The following is a 20,301-nucleotide window of genomic DNA, read 5'->3' on the forward strand; positions in this document are numbered from 1 at the left end:
ATATAGAAAAGCACCGCGCACGAAGTGCGCAAATGGGAGCGGCCGGTGGCCGCTCCCATTTTGTAACCCCGGCGCGGCTGCTGGTATGCCCTTAACCAACCATTCTTTAAATGCCAACTTTCTCCTTATAGCCATTCCCTTCGCCCCGCGAGAGAAATAGGGCCTGCAGGCCCTGCCTGTCCGGAAGATTGTACGTTATATCAAAGTATGGCACAAGCTGCCCGCACATTATTATTCCAGGGGTCGCGGTCCAGGCCGTCATGGGGTATACTATGGCCATGGAGGCGAACGCAATGGAAAACCAGAAACTCTTTGAGGAATTCCCCTATAAGCGGCCGGATCTGGACCAACTGAAGGAGGAGTTTCGCGATTTAACCCAAAAGCTTCGGAACGCCGAAGCGTTTTTGGAAGTACAGGCCGCCATCGAGGAGGCCAGCCGGCTTCAGAACGATGTGGGCACCATGTCCAGCCTGGCCAGTATCCGGAATTCCATGGATACCCGGGATCCCTACTACGAAGCGGAAAAGGACTATTTTGACGAGATCCTACCCATCCTTCAGGAGTACACCACCGAGTACTATCGGGCCCTGGCAGAGTCCCCCTTTTCAGCGGAGATCGAACAGGCCTATGGCAAGCACATCCTGGATCTGGCCCGGCAGGAGGTTAAAAAGTTTATTCCCGCCATGATAGAGGACCTCCAGGAGGACAACCGACTCAGCAGCCAATATCAAAAATTATTGGCCTCCTGCCAGATGGAGTTTATGGGGGAGGTTCGCAATCTCTATGGCATCACTAAGTTCCTGGAAGATCCCGACCGCAGCGTGCGGAAAGCGGCTTTTCAGGCCTGGGCCAGCTTCTTTGCCGAAAATGAGGAGACCCTGGACGCCCTGTTTGACGACCTGGTGCGGGTTCGCACCAGCATGGCAAAAAAGATGGGGTTCAGCAGCTATGTCAACTCCAGCTTTGTGGACCTGGGGTACCTGATGATGGACCGGCTGGATTACGGCCAGGAACAGGTTGCCGCTTTCCGGAAGCAGGTGCGGGAGGTCATCGTTCCCCTCTGCACCCAGCTCTATGAGCGCCAGGCCAAGCGTATTGGGGTGGATCACCTCAAGTACTACGATGAGGCCTTCTCCTTCCCGACGGGAAACGCCGCGCCCAAAGGGGATGCCTGGGCCATGCTGGATGCCGCCGGCAGCATGTACCGGGACATGAGTCCCGAAACCGGCGCATTCTTTGCCATGATGCGGGAGCGGCACCTTATGGATCTATTGAGCCGGCCCGGTAAGGCGGTAGGGGGCTACTGCGACTATCTTCCGGACTTTGGCGCCCCCTTTATCTTCAGCAACTTCAACGGCACCTCCGCCGACATCGATGTGCTGACCCACGAGGCGGGCCATGCCTTTATGGCGGACTGCTCCGCAAAGCACAACCGGCTTCCGGAGTATCTCTTTGGCAGCAGCGAGTCCTGTGAAATCCATTCCATGTCCATGGAGTTCTTTGCCTACCCCTATATGGAGCTGTTTTTGGGGGACCAGGCGGATAAATACCGCTTTGCCCATATGTCCGACGCCCTGACCTTCATCCCCTATGGGGTGGCGGTGGATGAATTCCAGCATCTGGTGTACGCCAACCCCTCGATGACCCCCGGGGAGCGAAAAGCCGCCTGGCGGCAGCTGGAAAAAACCTATCTTCCCCACCGGGATTATGACGGAGAGGATCTCATGGAGCGGGGCGGATATTGGTTCCGCCAGCTTCACATCTTTATGTATCCGTTCTATTACATCGACTATACCCTGGCCGCTATGAGCGCCTTCGAATTCTATGGCAAGATGCAGAAGAACCGGTCAGCAGCCTGGGACGACTACTACCGACTTTGCTGCGCCGGCGGCAGCGAATCCTATCTGGATTTGCTCAAGATCGGCAATCTCATGAGCCCCTTTGAGCCGGGCACGGTGGAAGCTGTCATCGCCCCCATCGCCCAAACCTTGTGGGAGATCGACGACACCAAGCTGTAGGCGCATCATAAAACGCCCTGGCGTATTCCGGGGCGTTTTTTTCGTGCAATGATTCTCTTTTTTGCCATAATTCCAGCGCTTTCCCCATAAAAATGGATCCTGATCTGGGAATGGGCCTTTACTTTTCCATCCGTAAACTTTAAAATTAAGTTAAATTCATGTTAAATAACCTTTTTAAAGGATTCTGAAATATGTCGATTTTAAACGTATTTTCCCTGCTGGGTGGTCTGGGGATGTTCCTTTACGGCATCAGTATGATGGGAAATGGGCTCAAGAGCACCGCGGGGAACAGGTTGAAAAATTTACTGGAAAAGATCACCAGCAACCGGCTTGTAGCCGTGCTGGTGGGAATGCTTGTAACCGCCGTCATCCAGGCCTCCGCCGCCGTAACCGTTATGGCGGTTGGTTTTGTAAACGCTGGACTCATGACCATGAGCCAGGCCTTTGGCATTATGTTAGGAGCCAACATCGGTACTACCATCACCGCCTGGATCATCTCCTTTAACATCACCAGCCTGGCGCCTTTGTTTATCATTTTGGGCGTCATACCCATGGAGTTTATCAAAAATGAAAAGGCCAAGAACATCGGTGTCATCATCACCGGGTTTGGCCTTTTGTTTATGGGCCTCAATATGATGGGGACCGCCATGGAACCCCTTCGCAACGAGGCCTGGTTCGTGGGGCTTATGACCCAGTTCCAAAACCCGCTCCTGGGAGTGCTCATCGGCATTGTGGTCACCACGGTGATCCAGTCCAGTTCCGCCGCCGTCGGCATTTTACAAACCCTGGCGGCCCAAGGGCTGGTGTCCTTGAACGCCGGCCTGTACATCGTGCTGGGCTGTAACATCGGCACCTGCGTCACCACCCTTCTGGCGGGTATCGGCACCTCTACCAACGCAAAACGCACCGCCCTTTTGCATCTATTTAACAAGACCTTTGGCGCCGTAGTGTTTACAGGATTGATCTACTTCTTCCCCTTAACGGAAATCGTGGCCCGGATGGCGCCGGGCAACCCCATGGTGCAGATTGCCAATTTCCATACCATTTTTAACGTCCTCAATACCCTATTGCTGTTGCCTCTGGGCAATGTGCTGATCAAGGCCGTGACGGTGCTGATAAAGGATAAGGACAGCGATGAGGAGGAAGGGCTGCGGCTCAAATATCTGGACGAACGCATCCTGGAAACCCCGCCCTTTGCCATGGCCCAGCTCAAAAAAGAGATGCTGCGGATGTACGAGAAGGCCATGGAAAACTATGAGCGCGCTGTCCACGCCTTTTTTGACATGGATCGCAAGATCGTTCCCAAGATCTACGAAGAGGAGGAGAAGATCAACTTCATCCAATCGGAGATCACCCCTTATCTGGTACGGATCCAGTCCCTGCCCACCATTACCGAGGAAAACAAGAGCACCATTTTAAGCTATCATAACCTGGCTACCTTCATTGAGCGGATCGGCGATCACGACAAGAATATCGCCGAGTTTGCCCTGGAGCGTTTGGATAAAGGGGCCGTGTTCTCCGAGGAAGCTCTTCAGGAGCTGCGGGATATGTGCCACCTAGTGGATGACGCCCTCCACATGGCCATGGACGCCTTTGAAAAGGGCCCCAGCCATGATACCGTGGCCCGCTCCTTCGAATTCGAAAACAAGGTGGATAACCAGCACACCATGATGCGGGAGAACCACATCCGCCGGCTCAACAGCGAGCAGTGCAACGCCCGGGCGGGCATGATCTTTACCGATATTTGCATCGATCTGGAGCGGATCACCTTCCACGCCATGAAGATCGCTCGGTATGCCGCTTGAGAACAAAAAAAGAACAGTAGGCTAAGCTGCTGCAATCACTTATCCTACCGTTCTCTTGTGAGAGCCCACGGCCTTCACTTCCCCATCATTATATTGGGTCTCCCCCGGCTCCGTCAACTCGTTTGCCATTTCTGATACAATTTGAACGGAACCCAAGGTATTTCATGGTTTTTCCTGATTTCCTGGAAAATACAGGGGGATGTTGGCTGCTGTCGGTGTTTTTCCGACGGGGTCTTTTCTTTTACCGTTTTTCAATCCGCCTATCGGCAAAGATCTCCCGGCCAGTGGCCAGTTCCACCTCAGTCTGGCCGGGCGCACTCAGAGGCTTGGCCGGTGAGAATTTCCACCCCATGGGGCAAAGCAGGCAGGATCACGGCAAGGCACTCCCGAACCCCCTTGGGGCTCCCCGGTAGGTTGACGATGATGCTGTCCCCCCGGATCACCGATACCGCCCGGGTGAGCATTGCACGGTTGGTGATGGCTAGGCTAGCCGCCCGCATGGCCTCCGCGATGCCGGGCGCATTGCGCTCCATCACCGCCAGGGTGGCCTCGGGGGTCACATCCCGTTTGCTGAACCCAGTGCCCCCGGTGGTAAAAATCAGATGACAGCCAAGGTCATCCGCCATGTGGATCATGGCAGCCTTTAGAGCTTCAAACTCATCGGGCACCACCTCATAGGCGGCCACCTCCCCGCCGATCTCCCGAATCATCTCCTCTATGGCGGGCCCGCTCAGATCCTCCCGCTGGCCGGCCGCTCCCTTGTCGGACGCCGTAATAATACCTACCTTCATGGGGCATTCCTCCCATCCGTTGTTTTGGAACCATTATAGCACAGGCCAAGCATTGCCAGGGGAAAAGGGGAGAAAATTGGTGGAAAAAATTGATTCCACCCCTGAAATCTGTTATGATATTTTCTGGAATAATGGGTGATTTCCGCCCATTTTTCATTTTAATTTTTCCATGAAAGGGGGCGGCGGCAGATATGCTGACCGTTGCCAGTCCCGCGGACGCCCTGGCCGCCATCCAGGAGCATTTTGGCGCCATCCGAACCCGGGTGGTTTCCGTGCCTTTGGCGGAAAGCCTGGGCCGGGTCCTGGCGGAGGACATCCGCAGCCGGGAGGACGTACCCGGCTTTGACCGCAGCACCATGGATGGATATGCTGTCCACGCCCAAGACACCTTTGGCGCCACCGAGGCCCTGCCCGCCATGCTGAAGCCGGTGGGTACCGTCCATATGGGACAGGTGCCTGCATTTTCCTTAAACAAGGGGGAGTGCGCCTACATCCCCACCGGAGGAGAACTACCCCAGGGTGCGGATGGGGTTGTCATGGTGGAATATACCGAAAATTTAAACGATGGCTTCCTCTACGTTCAAAGCTCCATTGCGCCGGGAGCCAACGTGATCTACCGGGGAGACGACGTAAAGGAGGGCCAGCTTCTGATGAAGCAAGGCCAGGTGATTCGTCCCCAGGAGGTGGGCGCGCTGGCCGCCCTTGGAGTTCCCCTCGCCCCAGTCTATGAACGCCTCCGGGTGGGGATTCTTTCCACAGGGGACGAGCTGGTGGAGGTCTCCGCCCCCCAGACCGGCTCGGTGGTCCGGGATGTGAACACCTATGCCCTTTCTGCGGGGCTTTCCGCCATTGGGGCGGAGCCGGTACGCTACGGTATTACAAAGGACGACCACGCCTCCCTGACCGCCGCCCTCTCCATCGCCCTTAGGGAATGCGACGCGGTGCTGATCTCCGGGGGCAGCAGTGTGGGCACCGCCGATATGACCCGGCGGATCATCGATGAAGCAGGCCGCCCCGGGGTATTTCTCCACGGGGTGGCGGTAAAGCCCGGTAAGCCAACCATCGTGGGGGATATCGGCGGTAAGCCGGTGTTCGGCCTGCCGGGGCATCCGGTCTCCGCCTATTTCATCTTCCGCATCTTTGCCGCCCCTATCCTCCAGCGGATGATGGGGGTCATCCGGGAGCAGCCCCGGGAAGCCTTTGCTATAATGGGGCGCAATGTCCCCAGCAACCATGGCCGCCAGGAATATCTGCCGGTAGCGCTCACGGAGGAGGACGGCCGGAAAGTTGCTCTGCCGGTAGCCAGCAAAAGCGGGCTCATCACCACCCTGGTGGGAGCCGACGGATTTGTCTGCATTCCACGGGACGCCGAGGGCCTCATGCGGGGCCAGCACGTCACCGTCACCCTATTTTAGGAGGGATTTTCCTTGAATTACACCTATCTAACCAACGTATCCCTAGAGGAAGCCCGAACCTCCTTCCTTGACATGATCGCCGACCGCTGCGCCTCCCTTGGGGAGGAGCAGGTCCCCATCTCGGAGGCCACGGGACGAGTGCTGTCCCGGCCGGTATACGCCGCCATCTCCGCGCCTCACTTCCACGCCAGCGCCATGGACGGCATTGCCATGATGGCCCGGGATGGCTTTGGCGCCACCGAAACCACCCCCGTTACCCTCTCCCGGTACACCGTGGTGGACACCGGCGATCCCGTTCCCGATGACTGCGACTGTGTGGTGATGGTGGAGGATATCATTGACGAGGGCGGCGTGCTGAAGATCGCGGCGCCACCGGTGCCCTGGCAGAACGTGCGCCAGATCGGGGAGGACATCTGCGCCGGAGAGATGGCCTTCCCCTCCTATACCACCATGTCCCCTTCGGCCATTGGGGTGCTGATCTCCTGCGGCATCACTACGGTGTGGGTGGTAAAGCGGGCCCGGGTGGCCATCATCCCCACCGGCGATGAGATCGTGGCGCCCAAGGCCGACCCCGCCCCCGGGGAAATTTTGGAGTTCAACTCCTCCATCTTCTCGGGCATGCTTCGGGAATGGGGCTGCGAACCGGTGGTATATCCCATCATCCCCGACGTGCTGGAGGACATCACCCGGGCGGTAAAGCAAGCCTCGGAGGAATGTGATTTCGTCCTTCTCAACGCCGGAAGCTCCGCCGGCAGGGAGGATTACGCCAGCGCCGCCATTCAGGCGGCGGGAGAGGTGCTGCTCCACGGCATCGCCATCCGCCCCGGTAAGCCCGCCATCCTGGGCCGGGCGGGAAAGGCCCCCGTGGTAGGGGTGCCGGGATACCCGGTATCCGGCGTCATCGTCATGGAGGAGCTGGTGCGGCCCGGTCTCTCGGCCATCGCCCACCTGCCCCAGAAAAATAAAATCATGGTGGAGGCAACCCTCTCCCGAAAGGTCAACTCCCCTCTTAAGTATGAGGAGTTCATTCGGGTGAGCCTGGCCAGCGTCAAAGGCCGGCTCATCGCTACCCCTCTCAGCAAGGGAGCCAGCGTCATCTCCAGTTTTGCCAAGGCCGACGGTCTCATGACCGTCCCCCAGAATGTGGAGGGATTGGAGGCCGGCGCCATGGTAATGGTGGAGGCCCTCCGCCCCATGAACCAGATCGAGAATACCATCGCCGCCATCGGCAGCCACGATCCCCTGTTTGACGAGGTATCAAACTTCATCAACCGGCGGTTCCCCGGCCTGTATCTGTCCTCCACCCATGTGGGCAGTATGGGCGGCATCACCGCCATCAAGCGGGGAGAGGCCCATGTGGCGGGCATTCATCTGCTGGATGAAGCTACCGGGGAATATAACTTAAGCTATCTTCGCACCCATTTCCCCGCCGGTGGGGTGAAGCTCATGCGGGGAGTGGGCCGGCTCCAAGGCTTTATGGTTCAAAAGGGCAATCCCCTGGGCATTAAGGGGGTGGAGGATCTCTTAAAAGAGGGCCTCCGGTACGTAAACCGCCAGCGCGGCGCGGGTACCCGCATCCTTCTGGACTACCTCTTGCAGCAAAAGGGGATTCAGGTGGATCAGATTTATGGCTATGAACGGGAAGAGTTCACCCATCTGTCGGTGGCGGCCCAGATCGCCTCCGGTTCCGCCGACGCGGGCCTGGGCATCTACTCCGCCGCGGCTTCCTACGGCCTGGACTTCATCCCGGTGTGCGTGGAGCAGTACGACATCCTCATGGATGAAACCTTCACCCAATCGACCTTATTTGACGCCTTTGCCAGTATCATCCGCAGCAAGGAGTTTGAAGAGCGCCTGACCCAGCTGGGAGGCTATACCTTTACCGATACCGGAAAGATGGTGGAATACCTTGATTGACGCACTTGGCCGGGAGATCCGCTACCTGCGGCTGTCCGTTACCGAGCGGTGCAATTTAAACTGCATGTACTGCAGCCCCGCCAAGGATGATCCCGCCGCCCTTTTGACCCCCCATGAGATCGGGGAGGCAGTGGGCGCCTTTGTACGCCTCGGAGTGGACAAGGTCCGCATCACCGGAGGGGAGCCCCTGTGCCGCCAGGACCTAGCGGACATCATTCGCCGCCTTTCGGCTATCCCCGGGATTGGGGACCTGCCCATGACCACCAACGCCGTGGGACTGGACGTCCGGATCCGGGAGCTGGTGAAGGCTGGCATCAGCCGCTTTAACATCAGCCTGGATACCCTGGACCGGGAGCGCTACCGAGAAATCACCCGGGTGGACGGCCTCCAGTCCGTCCTTCGGGCGGTGGATATCGCCCTGAGCCTGGGGGTCAACGTCAAGCTCAACGCCGTTCTGATCCGGGGGGTCAACGATGGGGACGTATCCGGGTTTATGGACTATGTCATGGAACATCCCGTAGAGGTGCGATTTATTGAGCTGATGCCCATCGGTGCGTTTGGGGAGGATAACCAGGACAAGGTGGTCCGCCAGGACGAGATTCTGGCCGCCTACCCGGGTCTATCCCCAGTAGGTACCGCGTCAGGGGGTGTGGCTCGGGTCTATGCCGCTCCCGGTATGAAGGGCAGCATCGGTTTCATCAGTCCGGTAAGCCACAAGTTCTGCTCCACCTGCAACCGGGTCCGCCTTACCGCCGATGGCCGTGTACGCCCCTGTTTGGGGGACAACGGCGAGGTGGACATCCGTCCCTATCTGGGGGACGAAGCGGCGCTGCTGGCGGCCATTCGGGACGCCGTCTACCGGAAGCCACAAGGACACCACTTTGAATCCGGCTTTTCGTCCAGCCGGGATATGCAGCACATTGGAGGATGAACCCATGGAACTGACCCATGTAAATGGAAACGGAGAAGCCCGGATGGTAGACGTGGGGCACAAGCCCATTACCACCCGCACCGCCGTGGCGGTGGGCCGGGTGTTCGTACAGCCCGAGACCCTGCGCCTCATCGCAGAAAACGGCATGAAGAAGGGGGACGTGTTGGCCACCGCCCGGATCGCCGGGATCATGGCCGCAAAGAAAACCGCGGAGCTGATCCCCCTCTGCCATAGCCTGCCCCTAACCTCGGTATCGGTGGACCTGGCGTTGGATCAGACCAACTGCCGGATGGAGATCACCGCCACCGCCAGCTGCGATTACAAGACCGGGGTGGAGATGGAGGCACTGACCGCCGCCAGCGTGGCGGCACTCACCGTTTACGACATGTGCAAGGCGGTGGACAAGGAAATGGTTATCGGGGATATCACTCTGGTCAAAAAAACCGGCGGGAAATCGGATATCCACCGCACCATATAACACAAACAACGGGCAACGGGCGGATCCGCCCGCCGCAATCATTAGGAGGGGGAATAGAATTATGGCTAAGATTACCGCCATCAGCATCAGCAAGGTTCGGGGGGTTCCAAAGGAGAACATCCCCTACGCGGAGTGCCGCATTGATCACGGCATCGTGGGGGATGCCCACGCCGCCAATTGGCATCGTCAGGTGAGCTTTTTGGGTCAAGAGAGCATCGATAAGATGATTCAAAAAGGCGCCGGAGATTTGAATCCCGGGGACTTTGCCGAAAACGTCACCACCGAGGGCATCTGCCTTTACGAGCTGCCGGTAGGCACTCGGTTCCGGGTGGGGGAAGTGGAGTTTGAAGTAACCCAGATTGGCAAGGAATGCCACCATGGCTGTGCCATCTATCAGCGCATCGGCGACTGCGTCATGCCCCGGGAGGGCATCTTCGCCAAGGTGCTGAAGGAGGGCGTCATGCGGCCGGGGGATGAACTGGTGCTCCTGGATCAATAAAAGAAACCCACGAAGAAAGCCGCCTATTGGCGGCTTTTGTTTTTAAGTAAGCGGGCTGGTCAGCCGGAACACGAGGATCTCGGGCATGTGATTCGGCCGTTGGTAGATGGCCAGATATTCTATAAAAAACACCGCGTTGGCTGGGCGGCCGCTGTATTCATCGGAATAGTATGGATGGGACAGGGACGGCAGGGTCAGCCATCTGTCGTTTTCCAGCTTTGTGGAGTGATAGCAGTCCACTGGCAACCCCTGGGACACGCCAACCAGCCGCCCATGGGCATCGTAGGTCTGTGCGTTTTGTACTCCATACCGCACGCTATATCCCCAAAGCTTCCCCTCAGCCCAAGCAAGCTGACGCAGCTTAATTCGAAAAAATGGACGCAGCAGCATGCGGCCATCGACCCGTTCACAGTTGCTCTGAATTCGCAAGATGCTTTCTAGCTCCAGCGCTTCGCTGTCCACCATGATGGAGTGAGTCCTGGATTCAAATCGTCTACTGCCTTCTAATATCTCCGGATCCGGCAGCTCTTTTCCGCGCCAATATTCCGGTCCCGCGCATCCCAAGGGCGCCAGCAGCAATAGGAGAATTCCCATGAAAAGGCCCATTCTACGCATTGCTACGCACCCCCTTTACCATAAGGATAGAGGAGGATGCGATTGTTTGTCAATATTTGGTTGTTTATCGGGCGTCTCCATAAGTAAAAAAGGCGCCGAAGCGCCTTTTTCTGATTATGCGACTTTGAACACCAAATGGAAGAACCACTGGTCGCAAAGCACCAGAACGCCAAGGATGGCCACATAAACGGCGAAGGTCCACAGCTTGTTTTCCCCCACGATCTTCAGCATAAACTTGATGGCAAAATACCCCGATGCCGCCGCCACCATCACCGCCACGATAACGGACAGCATGCCGATATCCCCCATGCCCTCCGTCACCAGATCCTTAAAGGAGAACACCAAGGAGCCCAGAATTGCGGGCACCGACATCAAAAATCCAAATCGCACGGCGACTTTCCGATCCAGCCCGGACAGCACGCCGCCGGTAAGGGTGGAACCGCTCCGGGAAATGCCCGGCAAAATGGCGACGGCCTGCATCAGGCCCATGACCAGGGAGTCCTTTACCCCCATATCCCGAAACCGCCTGCCGCCCCGCTGGGCGCCGAACTTCCAGGCCACCAGCAAAAACACAGCCGTTAAGAGGAACCCGAAGCCCAGGTAGCTGCCCCCGAACGCGCTTTCGATGAAGTCCGAGAAAAAGAGGGTCACCACCACCGCCGGTATGGTGGCCACAATCAGAAAGATGGTCTGCTTGCTGGTGGGGTGGGTGATCATAAACCAGATGTCCTTGTAGAACACGGCGCAAACCGCCACCAGGGTGCCCAGGTGCACCATCACCTCAAATAGGATGGGAGATCCTGTGATGCCAAAGATGTTTCGGAACAGCACCAGGTGCCCCGAGCTGGACACCGGCAAAAACTCCGTCAGTCCCTGAACCAAACCCATAACAACCGCTTCTATCAAACTCATGGTTCTTGCCTCCAATGGTTTTCTTGGTATGTTATTGCTAAAGTATATCAGCTTTCGGAAGATTTCACCACTGTTTTGTGCCCCCTGTTGAACCGCGCCGCCGCCTCCATTATAATGGAATGGAACCCAGTAAGGAGGAATCTTTCATGAAGCTAGGTATCGACGGCGATTCACCTGATTTTATATCTCAATGCTTCTCCATATATGCGAATATAGCTTGATTTTGGCGTGTTTTTCAGATAACCAACCATATTATAACTTCATATATCTCCACACCATCCCACGCAGAAATGGTGTAAAAATGGTGTAGCGATATGAACGGATTGCGACTGTGAAAAAGTCCACTGCTACAAAAGACCTTCTAAAATGAGCATGGCCGAGCAACTCGGTTGTGCTCGTTTTTGTTGCTTTTCGGGGCACATATAAGCGATGTTCTTTCCTGTGTGCCGTTTCTTTTTCTTTGCCATATTGCTTTGCCCTTTTCTCTCCCTTTTGCCAAATAAAACGGTAAGCACCCCAGACGGAGTGCTTACCTTGCAAAGTTATTTCAGTCGTTATTCAGCATCACTGTTCGGCGCGACGGGGCGAAAATCTTCCTGAACACCTTCGTTCAGATCAAAACACATGGTTTTTGCGTCAGCAACCCAGAAGCCACGCACCCTATACCGCTTTCCGGGAATATAGTCCTCACCCGTAACAGCCCGCAGTGGGTCAAGCAGGTTCTTGTTGGAAATTGTTACGACACCCTTCTGTTCTCCCTTCGGCTTGGAGAACTTAAATCCCTTCGGCTCGTTGCTCTTGCACATACGGATCGCAAACACCTTCGCCTTTGCATCCATTAGGCACAGGACATAGGCGGGATAACCCAAGTCCTCAAGCACCTTCTTGGTGAAGGTCACGCCATTCTGGTTCAGGAACATATCAGGGTAGGCGTTGATGTTGGAATCAATGGTTTCAAAGTTCAAAGCGGAAAAATCAAAGTTCATAGTAAAAATCCTTTCATTTCATTGTGTTTTGCGCCTCATCCACGATTTTCATAAACTCCTGACGTTCCATAAAAGACCATCGGGAGTCCATGATCAGATAGCCCTTGAAAAGACCATCTTTCACGCGGTATGCGACGAAGTGATTGCTCAGGCGACGCAATGCAGCTCGTTTTGCCGTGCTGTGCCGCTCTGACAGCAGTTTCTGTACTGTTATCCAATCCTCTTTTTTGATAATCGCTGTGTGATGGTTTTCCTTGAAATACATATTCAAGTCCGTGTTTTTAACCGACTTGTGTGTGCGGAAATCTTTGGTATAGGTTTTCTGCATCAAGGCATCACCGCAGTATTTCTCATTTCGGAGGATGCTGCGGACAGTACCGGCAGACCAGAGGTCATTACCCATGGGAGATTTGATCCCCTGCTCTGTCAGGGCAGCGGCTATTTCCGCTGGCGTTGCGCCCTCCAAGCAGCTTTCGTAGATATACTCGACAATTCGTGCCTCGGTAGGTTCGATAACCAACCGCCCAAAGTGGTCACGGTAGAAGCCCAACGTGTTCTGCACAGAGAACTTGTAAATGCCCTCCGCCATACGCCAGCGAATACCTGCTTTAATGGCCTCACTCTTTTGTTGGGATTCCATTTCAGCCAGAGCAGCCAATAGTGAGATCAGGAGGTTATTCCGTCCATCACCGGTATAGGTAATTCCCTCTGTCTCAAACTCAACGGAAACAGGGGGATTCAGTGCGGAAAGCGTTCGCAGATTATCCAGAATATCCACGATATTTCTACCAAAACGGCTGATGCTTTTCGTGAGGATCAAGTCAATTTTTCCGTCCACCGCGTCGGTAATCATTTTCTGAAAGCCCAGACGCTTTTGTACGGTAGTTGCACTTATCCCTTCATCTTGATAGATTTCAACCAGTTGCCATTGCGGATTGGCTTCAATTCTCTTGGTAAAATGATGAATCTGCATATCGAAACTGCCGATCTGTTGTTCCTCCTGCGTGCTGACGCGGCAATATGCCGCAACGCGGAGTTTGGGTGGTTCCGCTGCAATTTCTCGCCTTTTTTGCGGCGGGATGACAATGACACCATTTCCGCGCTGATTATAGGAAATTTCGTCCTGCATCTGGCGACGTTTTTGTTCTCTGCGCTCAGCTCGGCTGCTGGTCTGCCGCTCGGCCTCTATCGCTTTGGGATCAAGCGGTTTTGCCATATCCTGCCTCCTGCACCGAGAACGCAACTATTCTTTTGCGCTGCATGGGCATACCACCTCCTTTTCAGTAAATTTTGACTTTTCACGGAATCACCACCTTATCTTCCAATATTTCTATGACATACCGAAAAATCGGGCTGCCAACATAAATAGAGGGCGGCAGAATGCCCTGCCGCCCTGGAATCAATATTCAGTTGCTTCAAAATTGCCATCCCTCACGCTCGCATAAGCCCAAAATGTCAATGCACGGAACATTCAAGCTTTTGCAGACATACGGTATTTTCTTTTCACCTTTTTTACTCTCTTCGGTGATTACTGTTAGTCCATACTTCATGGCTGTGGCAATTAAGAAGGCATCTCCCGATGATTTGACTTGCTTGAAATCGATAAGTTGTGGATTAGATGTAACGACCTTTTTGACGTTATCCTGAATATCATCATCAATGGGCAGCACCACGCCATGTAACCCTATGTACCATTTTTTTAAATCGTCATCATTCACTTCTTCAATTATTTCCGAGCAGGTTACTATGCGCTTTTGCTCAATTAGCTCGTCCATGTGATGCCAAAGTGTCTTATTGATGCTTCTCCGATGTGGTTCATCATCTTTTTGTGAAAGGATCGAAGATGTGTCTATGATATATTTGGGTTCAGAATCATGATTCACCATTTCGATACCTCCCACATAAATTTTTCTATATGGTTCTGTTTTACGCCGAGATAGCGAGATATATCCTGCTTGTCAAAGTAACCCTCTCGATAACCATGAAAGAATGCCCGGCATAATGCAGGGCTATTCTGGTCAATAGCCTCACGCGGAATATTCCTAGGAATACCTTTACCAGTTAGCTTTCTATATTCCTGTGCAGCCTTTCGCTCGTTTTCAAACTGTGATCTTATTGCGGCTATCAGCATCGCATACTTAGGTTGTCCAATTTTCCCAGAATCCAGTAAACGGCGACAAATAACTTCCTTACTTACTGAAAACTTATCCGCTAGTGATGAAACAACGTCCAAATCTATTTCTGATTGCGTATAGCTGCCAAGCTGTTTGTTCAGATTTACCCGGGGTACAAGAACTTCTCCAGCAACCGCGTTGCAAAAGACTTCCTCCGCCTGTGCGGAAAATGAGTCAATCATGTCATTACAGATAACCGAACTTCGCTTAATCAGGTGGACAAGTTCATGAATAATCGAAAATGTTTTAGCCGGGTATCGATCATCATTATTAAGCCCGATAATTGGCATTGTGGTGTCGTATATGGCAAATCCACGGGCAACCTCAGTATCTACGCCGGTAAAGCAATGCACAAATACACCGGCATTCTCGACAACATTGCGAATGTATAAATAGAACTGCCTTGTGCTCTGGCATTTATATTGCACATTTGAATCAATACCAAGACTATTTCTGATTTCTCGTGCCCAATGGATAACATTATCATCTGGACAATTTATGGACATACCAAATTTCACGGTGCGCTCTCTCAAAGCTTGCCTGGATTCCAGAAGCAAATCGCGAGCAGAAAGAATATCGGAAATAGCAAGATTCAATGCGCTGTTATCAACAACTGCGTCGGGCAAAGTACGGAGATTTCGCATTTGAGGCAAGTGCTTTACATTAATGTCACTTGCATTCATATACAGTCCTGCAAACGGAATACGGTAACATTTTGCGATGGATTTTGCCTGATTTATTGTGGGAAACTTCCCTGATTCATCATTTTCCCACAGAACAATTTTTTCTTCCTTGAACTTTGTAATCCGTGTTACATAGTCAAAAGATATGGCTTTCTTCTCTCGTATAAAGCGCAAAGTGTCTTTATTTATGCGAGCATATATATACATAGGTGGAACCACCTCCTCTTACAGTGCCTTTATCGTCTCCACAAACTGACTCATGCTGACAGCTCCCGGCAGGAGATTTTCTCCATCCCTGAACACCATGTAATAACGGTACTGGCTCCCGGCGGCAGTCCGCCATGCGCGTCCCAATTCAATCTTTTCCCGGCTGTCATCGTTTTTCAGATGCTCGCCCTTGGTTTCTGCAAAGATTACCTTGCCGCTCTGGGTCATAATCATAATGTCCGGGTAGTGCTTGATATAGCCGTTGATGGCAAAGCCATGCCGGGAGAGATTGCGGTGCCACCAGCGAACATTCGGAAGGGCGGTCAACTCCATAATCAAATCCTGTTCCAGCTTGTTGATGTCGCCATCCTCGGCTTCATACAAAGAACCGCCGTATATGTCTGTGCTGGTCGTGGGATGAATAACTGACGGCAGCCGATAGGACGGCTGGCATACAATGCGTTCGGTTTCCAGCCATTTTACAAAGGTTTCCCGATAATGTGCATCCAGCAGGGATTCAATCTTTTCTCTGATTTTTTTGGCATATCCCAGCGGTGCCTTCTCCATAGCGGCGATCTGTGCCTTGTCCATATCGTCCACGATGCGGTTTATGTAGGCTTTCAGTTCGGCAGCGTCCACCATGTTCAACTTATTAAGCTGATTGAACATCATATCCTTGCACTGGCGCACACGGCTTTCAGGCGGAAGGTTATTGAAGTATTCCTTGAAATACCGCTGTTCTGCACTGGTCATTTTGAATACCTTGGGCAAGCCACCCTCGTTTGCCCGCACATCGACCTCGGCAATCTCATCATCGGCAGCACCAAAATCAATATCGTATGCCTTACCTTTCAGCGTGAAGCCTTCGGCGAGCTGCTCTTTTTCCAGCAGTTCCAATGTACCTTCCGTAAACAGGGTATCGGGGATCACCTGGAAAAACTGCGGTATTACGAGAGTTTCAATGTCACTCTGGAATTGAGGCCGAATACGAAAAGTAGCCACTTGCTCCCGCACCTCCCAAGGAAGATTTTGAATCTGCGGATCATCCTGCCCCTGTTTAACGGCGTTGTTGTACGCGTCACCGGCTTTGGCGGCATCATCCAGCATACTGTCAGCTTTTGGGGTAATTTGGGAGGATTTTTCCTGTTCCCGGCGGCGTTGCAGTTCTGCCCCGATGGATTTCCCATCCAGCTCTGCAAAATCGTCCTGTTCCGTTTCCGAAGGGGCTTCCGTATCGGAAACTCCTTGCAGTTCGGTAATGTCGATCTGCACCGGGGGCTGCTCCGAGACCTGGGGCTTCACAGGTTCGGCCAGACGATAATCCTTGTCGCTGAATCCTGCACTGTTTAATCCCTTGATGATGTGCTGCACGGTAGTGTTAAAATCGTTGGAGGAAGTCAGCACATAGGACATATTCAGAGCTGCCTGTGTATGCTGGCTTGTATGGGGCAAGCGGAGGATACGCCCCAAAATCTGCTCCACATCCACCTGACTGGTTTTGTTGGCAAGGGACGCGAGAATATAGGCAAAGGGGCAATCCCAGCCCTCTTTCAGCGCATTGACCGTGATGATATAGCGAACAGGGCAATCGGAAGACATCAAATCCACATTTTTCAGTTCGTTCACATCAGCCGTGCGAATGGCAATCTGCTCTGCCGGGATGCCAGCGTCCACCAGCTTGTCCCGCAGTTTTTCAAAGGTGGTAGCGTCCTCCTTGCCTTTTGGTTGTGCCTGGAACAGCGCGATGGGGCGAATATACTTTCCTGTTTTGGCATACTCCCCACCGGCGAGTTCTTCCAGCTTATTCCGCAGATCAATCGCGTCAATCAGCACATCGGCTTGGCTGTCCCGGTTGTAAACAATCACGGGCAGCTTGACCATGTTTTCCGTCTTTAACTGAACCGCGTCCACATAGGAGATAATGTTGCTCTCCTTTTTCGGGGTAGCGGTCAAATCCAGAACAAAGCAGGGATTGAAGTTTTCCAGCATTTCAAGGCTGAGATCAGACCGGGCGTGGTGGCTCTCGTCCACAATGACAAGCGGGTTAAGCTGATTGATAATCTGGAACAGGGCGGTTTCGTCCGCTTTCTCAATGGGGCTGTCGGGCTTGCCAAGCACCTTGGCAAACTCGGCAAGATTGCTGTTCTCCTGATAGGCTTTCAAGCCCTCCTTGCCGCGCCCACGGAAAGAATCATAGGACAGCACCATGATGGAAAGCTGTTCGGTAACAGCAGTCGGATTGAAATTCTGACCGTTCAAAAGCTCCTGCTTGGTGTAGACCTCCACGCGCCCGCCAAAATCCACATCAATTTTCTGACGGTAGGGATGCTGCGTGTCTTTAAGTGCTTTCACCGTCTGCGCCAGGATTGCGTCCGAGGGGACAAGCCACACCACCGCCTTTGTCTTGGTAACTGGCAGCGCGTCAAAAATGGGGCGGATGGCGTTGCAGGCAATAAAGGTCTTGCCGCCGCCTGTGGGCACCTTGAAGCAGAGGTTGGGAACGCCGGGCAGAATATCCTGATAGTACCCCAATGTAGGCGCGCTTTTTTCCTGCCAGAAGAAGCGGAACGCCGCTTCATAATTCTTGGTTTCATTCAGCAGTTCCAGATAGCGGGTCAAGTCCGCTATAACCTTTTTCTGATAAGATTTCAGTTCCATAGAGCGAACACCCCCTTTACAGTCTGCTGATGTCGCGGGGAATCTTCTTGAAGGTAATCCCCATCTGCGCCAGCTTGTCCTCACCGATGGAGCAGCGGTCGGCATAAATGACCGTCCCATCAGCTTTTTCTTTGATGGTGGCAAGAAACGCATAGTCCAAAACCGTCACGCGCTGCGGCTCATAGTAGAAGTAGTAACCCGTGCTGTTGTGCTGACCGAGATAATACGGATTGCCGCTGCTGAGTGGGGCATAGGGCGTTTTGGTTTCCATGAACCAGATGTATTCGCGGATTTTTTCGGGGGCAACCGCTTCGTTCAGGCAATCGCCCACAAGCAGCGGTTCGCCCAAGTCATAAAAGCTGAAATTGCCGCCCGTACCCGCCACGGCATTCTTGCCCTCGCCGTAGCCATTGATAACACGCTTGACGCGTTCGGCGGTGATGCTGTCAGCATAGTCTCCCATTTCAACAAGAATGAACTTTCTATTTCCTCCATCCCTATTGAGGTCTAATACAGCATGAGCAGTCGTTCCCGAACCTCCAAAGGAATCCAAATATATCCCGTCTTTATCATCCTTTCCATCAAACACAAATGAAAGTAAGTACTTTATCAATTCTTTCGGTTTGGGGTTGTTGAAGACCTTTTTGCCAAAAATCGTTTCAATTTCTTTCGTTCCATCTTGGTTATAGGGTCCTGTTAAAATGGATATTGGTTTTCCCAAACGCATAACACCATTCTCGTCTTTTAAGTACTGCTTGAATCGAACGCTCCATTTTCCACTGTTTTCGCTAAATACAACTTCATCATTTTCAATAGCTTGATACAAGCGAGATTTTTCCCATATCCACTGTTTATCGGGGTATATTTCCACTCCATTGTGATAGACCGGGTATACCAAATTAGGGCGATCATCTTTGCTTCGTGTTGCAAGCGGCTGCGTGATGAAGCCACCACGCACCTCAAACTTATCGTCCTTCATTTTGTATTTCTTGATTTCTTCCTCGGACAGCGGTGCAGCAACAGAAAGTAGAGGTTGCTTCGAATAGCAGACAATATACTCGTGAACGTTTCCTACACCACGGGTAAATGCTCCCGGACCGTATTTATTCTTCCAAATAATTTCATGGACAAAGCAGTCAGCGCCAAATATCTCATCTAAAATCAGACGCAAATACTTTATTTCATTATCATCAATGCTGATGAAAATAACACCATCGTCCGCCAGCAGCTTTTGCAGCAGCTTCAAGCGCGGGTACATCATGCACAGCCACTTGTCGTGGCGGGTCAGGTCCTCGCCCTCTTTGCCGACAACCTCGCCCAGCCACTTCTTGATTTTTGGGTCGTTGACATTATCGTTGTAGACCCAGCCCTCGTTGCCCGTGTTGTAGGGCGGATCGATGTAAATGCACTTGACGCGCCCCTCATACCGGGGCAGCAGCGCTTTCAGGGCCTCCAGATTATCGCCCCGGATAATCATGTTTTCGCTGCCGTTATCTTCTTCATGCTGGCCCTGCTCGTCATAGCTGTATTGGCGCTCCAACACCCGGAACGGCACTTCCTGATGGTGATTGATGACTTTACTTTTTCCAATCCATCCCAGTGTTGGCATGATAATAAGCCTCCGCCTCATCAAAATATTCTGCTATCGTTTTAGGTGATCTGACCTTGTATTCCTTGTTGGTGCTATCCTTTACAATCCACAATAGGCGACGGTTCTTTTTCTTGTATTTGGGAGCCTCGTCTTTAATGAATGCATAGAACGTCCGCTTCTCCCAGTATTGAGAGGCTTGATCTTCTGGTTCAAGTAAAACAGGCCACGCAGGCGCAAGCATTTTCCCTATTGGGGATATGTCTTGAACAATCAACGCACCATGTCCATCTGGAAACCGAATTTGCCAATTACAAACTTTGATTCTCCTGTTGCCGATATTTGTAGCAGTGATTCCGACATACTCGCGTTTCTGCGATAAATCACCTTGCGATGGTACTACGATAATATTATCTGAGAACTCAACTTTCAGCCTTTTCTTGTTTGCGTATTTTGTTTGCCACAATGCAACAATTACCGCTGCCGTTGTCGCAACAGCTCCGAGAGTTCCACCTATTGCACCAAATGCTGTCCAAAACAAATTCCAATCCATGCAAATATATCCTTTCGAATTCAAAATCTAAGTCAGGATTTTCACGGTGCCATTGTCTGTAAAATCGACGA

17 protein-coding genes are annotated in these 20,301 nt (G+C 53.0%); 7 read left to right on the plus strand and 10 right to left on the minus strand.

Going from position 1 to position 20,301, the window contains the following annotated elements; all coding sequences use genetic code 11:
• Positions 1–293 precede the first annotated feature (293 nt).
• Both KP626_RS06455 and KP626_RS06460 read left to right on the plus strand, forming a co-directional pair.
• Positions 294–2,018: a M3 family oligoendopeptidase gene (locus tag KP626_RS06455; protein ID WP_395975943.1), complete on the plus strand. Its 1,725-nt coding sequence runs from the start codon at positions 294–296 to the stop codon at positions 2,016–2,018.
• 191 nt (positions 2,019–2,209) lie between these two features.
• Positions 2,210–3,823 carry a Na/Pi cotransporter family protein gene (locus KP626_RS06460; RefSeq protein WP_395975945.1) on the plus strand — a complete coding sequence of 538 codons (1,614 nt, stop codon included), beginning with the start codon at positions 2,210–2,212 and terminating at the stop codon, positions 3,821–3,823.
• A 299-nt stretch (positions 3,824–4,122) separates the two neighbouring features.
• Here KP626_RS06460 and KP626_RS06465 read toward each other — a convergent pair whose 3' ends face one another.
• On the minus strand, positions 4,123–4,614 hold the full coding sequence (locus tag KP626_RS06465) for a molybdenum cofactor biosynthesis protein B (protein WP_395975947.1): 492 nt from the start codon (positions 4,612–4,614) through the stop codon (positions 4,123–4,125).
• A gap of 191 nt (positions 4,615–4,805) precedes the next feature.
• Between KP626_RS06465 and glp the strand changes: the two genes are divergently transcribed.
• The 5 genes from glp to KP626_RS06490 all read left to right on the plus strand — a co-directional run bounded on the left by glp (position 4,806) and on the right by KP626_RS06490 (position 9,854).
• A complete protein-coding gene (gene glp, locus KP626_RS06470; RefSeq protein ID WP_395975949.1) occupies positions 4,806–6,029 on the plus strand; it encodes a gephyrin-like molybdotransferase Glp in 1,224 nt (407 codons plus the stop codon).
• Between the two features lie 12 nt (positions 6,030–6,041).
• Positions 6,042–7,946: a molybdopterin biosynthesis protein gene (locus KP626_RS06475; protein ID WP_395975951.1), complete on the plus strand. Its 1,905-nt coding sequence runs from the start codon at positions 6,042–6,044 to the stop codon at positions 7,944–7,946.
• The gene (gene moaA, locus KP626_RS06480; protein ID WP_395975953.1) at positions 7,939–8,877 is read left to right on the plus strand and encodes a GTP 3',8-cyclase MoaA; all 939 of its coding nucleotides are present in this window, start codon (positions 7,939–7,941) and stop codon (positions 8,875–8,877) included. Before KP626_RS06475 ends, moaA begins: the two co-directional genes overlap by 8 nt.
• A 4-nt stretch (positions 8,878–8,881) precedes the next feature.
• Positions 8,882–9,355, plus strand: a complete 474-nt coding sequence (gene moaC, locus KP626_RS06485) for a cyclic pyranopterin monophosphate synthase MoaC (protein WP_395975955.1) — start codon at positions 8,882–8,884, stop codon at positions 9,353–9,355.
• A 61-nt stretch (positions 9,356–9,416) separates the two neighbouring features.
• Positions 9,417–9,854: an MOSC domain-containing protein gene (locus KP626_RS06490; protein WP_395975957.1), complete on the plus strand. Its 438-nt coding sequence runs from the start codon at positions 9,417–9,419 to the stop codon at positions 9,852–9,854.
• A 42-nt stretch (positions 9,855–9,896) separates the two neighbouring features.
• Here the strand turns inward: KP626_RS06490 and KP626_RS06495 are convergent, their stop codons facing one another.
• The 9 genes from KP626_RS06495 to KP626_RS06535 form a co-directional block, all read right to left on the minus strand.
• Positions 9,897–10,469 carry a hypothetical protein gene (locus KP626_RS06495; RefSeq protein WP_395975959.1) on the minus strand — a complete coding sequence of 191 codons (573 nt, stop codon included), beginning with the start codon at positions 10,467–10,469 and terminating at the stop codon, positions 9,897–9,899.
• A gap of 114 nt (positions 10,470–10,583) precedes the next feature.
• Positions 10,584–11,381, minus strand: coding sequence for an undecaprenyl-diphosphate phosphatase (locus KP626_RS06500; protein ID WP_395975961.1), 798 nt, complete (start codon positions 11,379–11,381; stop codon positions 10,584–10,586).
• A gap of 554 nt (positions 11,382–11,935) precedes the next feature.
• Positions 11,936–12,367, minus strand: coding sequence for a hypothetical protein (locus tag KP626_RS06505; RefSeq protein ID WP_395975963.1), 432 nt, complete (start codon positions 12,365–12,367; stop codon positions 11,936–11,938).
• Between the two features lie 13 nt (positions 12,368–12,380).
• Positions 12,381–13,583, minus strand: coding sequence for a recombinase family protein (locus tag KP626_RS06510; protein WP_395975965.1), 1,203 nt, complete (start codon positions 13,581–13,583; stop codon positions 12,381–12,383).
• 199 nt (positions 13,584–13,782) lie between these two features.
• A complete protein-coding gene (locus KP626_RS06515; RefSeq protein ID WP_235380564.1) occupies positions 13,783–14,253 on the minus strand; it encodes a DUF4411 family protein in 471 nt (156 codons plus the stop codon).
• Positions 14,247–15,431 carry an ImmA/IrrE family metallo-endopeptidase gene (locus tag KP626_RS06520; RefSeq protein ID WP_395975968.1) on the minus strand — a complete coding sequence of 395 codons (1,185 nt, stop codon included), beginning with the start codon at positions 15,429–15,431 and terminating at the stop codon, positions 14,247–14,249. The genes KP626_RS06515 and KP626_RS06520 overlap by 7 nt, the downstream gene beginning before the upstream one ends.
• Positions 15,432–15,449: 18 nt before the next feature.
• Positions 15,450–18,089 carry a DEAD/DEAH box helicase gene (locus KP626_RS06525; RefSeq protein ID WP_395978979.1) on the minus strand — a complete coding sequence of 880 codons (2,640 nt, stop codon included), beginning with the start codon at positions 18,087–18,089 and terminating at the stop codon, positions 15,450–15,452.
• 16 nt (positions 18,090–18,105) lie between these two features.
• A complete protein-coding gene (locus tag KP626_RS06530; RefSeq protein ID WP_395975970.1) occupies positions 18,106–19,698 on the minus strand; it encodes a site-specific DNA-methyltransferase in 1,593 nt (530 codons plus the stop codon).
• Positions 19,667–20,230, minus strand: a complete 564-nt coding sequence (locus KP626_RS06535) for a hypothetical protein (RefSeq protein WP_395975972.1) — start codon at positions 20,228–20,230, stop codon at positions 19,667–19,669. The genes KP626_RS06530 and KP626_RS06535 overlap by 32 nt, the downstream gene beginning before the upstream one ends.
• Between the last annotated feature and the right edge of the window lie 71 nt (positions 20,231–20,301).

The organism is Christensenella sp. MSJ-20 (assembly GCF_044357945.1).
Taxonomy (GTDB): domain Bacteria; phylum Bacillota; class Clostridia; order Christensenellales; family QAND01; genus QAND01.

Excerpts from the sequence above, each read along its gene's own strand:
- KP626_RS06455 (WP_395975943.1), top strand. The coding sequence starts at position 294 with ATGGAAAACCAGAAACTCTTTGAGGAATTCCCCTATAAGCGGCCGGAT.
- KP626_RS06460 (WP_395975945.1), top strand. The coding sequence starts at position 2,210 with ATGTCGATTTTAAACGTATTTTCCCTGCTGGGTGGTCTGGGGATGTTC.
- KP626_RS06465 (WP_395975947.1), bottom strand. The coding sequence starts at position 4,614 with ATGAAGGTAGGTATTATTACGGCGTCCGACAAGGGAGCGGCCGGCCAG.
- glp (WP_395975949.1), top strand. The coding sequence starts at position 4,806 with ATGCTGACCGTTGCCAGTCCCGCGGACGCCCTGGCCGCCATCCAGGAG.
- moaC (WP_395975955.1), top strand. The coding sequence starts at position 8,882 with ATGGAACTGACCCATGTAAATGGAAACGGAGAAGCCCGGATGGTAGAC.
- KP626_RS06490 (WP_395975957.1), top strand. The coding sequence starts at position 9,417 with ATGGCTAAGATTACCGCCATCAGCATCAGCAAGGTTCGGGGGGTTCCA.
- KP626_RS06495 (WP_395975959.1), bottom strand. The coding sequence starts at position 10,469 with ATGCGTAGAATGGGCCTTTTCATGGGAATTCTCCTATTGCTGCTGGCG.
- KP626_RS06500 (WP_395975961.1), bottom strand. The coding sequence starts at position 11,381 with ATGAGTTTGATAGAAGCGGTTGTTATGGGTTTGGTTCAGGGACTGACG.
- KP626_RS06505 (WP_395975963.1), bottom strand. The coding sequence starts at position 12,367 with ATGAACTTTGATTTTTCCGCTTTGAACTTTGAAACCATTGATTCCAAC.
- KP626_RS06510 (WP_395975965.1), bottom strand. The coding sequence starts at position 13,583 with ATGGCAAAACCGCTTGATCCCAAAGCGATAGAGGCCGAGCGGCAGACC.
- KP626_RS06515 (WP_235380564.1), bottom strand. The coding sequence starts at position 14,253 with ATGGTGAATCATGATTCTGAACCCAAATATATCATAGACACATCTTCG.
- KP626_RS06520 (WP_395975968.1), bottom strand. The coding sequence starts at position 15,431 with ATGTATATATATGCTCGCATAAATAAAGACACTTTGCGCTTTATACGA.
- KP626_RS06525 (WP_395978979.1), bottom strand. The coding sequence starts at position 18,089 with ATGGAACTGAAATCTTATCAGAAAAAGGTTATAGCGGACTTGACCCGC.
- KP626_RS06530 (WP_395975970.1), bottom strand. The coding sequence starts at position 19,698 with ATGCCAACACTGGGATGGATTGGAAAAAGTAAAGTCATCAATCACCAT.
- KP626_RS06535 (WP_395975972.1), bottom strand. The coding sequence starts at position 20,230 with ATGGATTGGAATTTGTTTTGGACAGCATTTGGTGCAATAGGTGGAACT.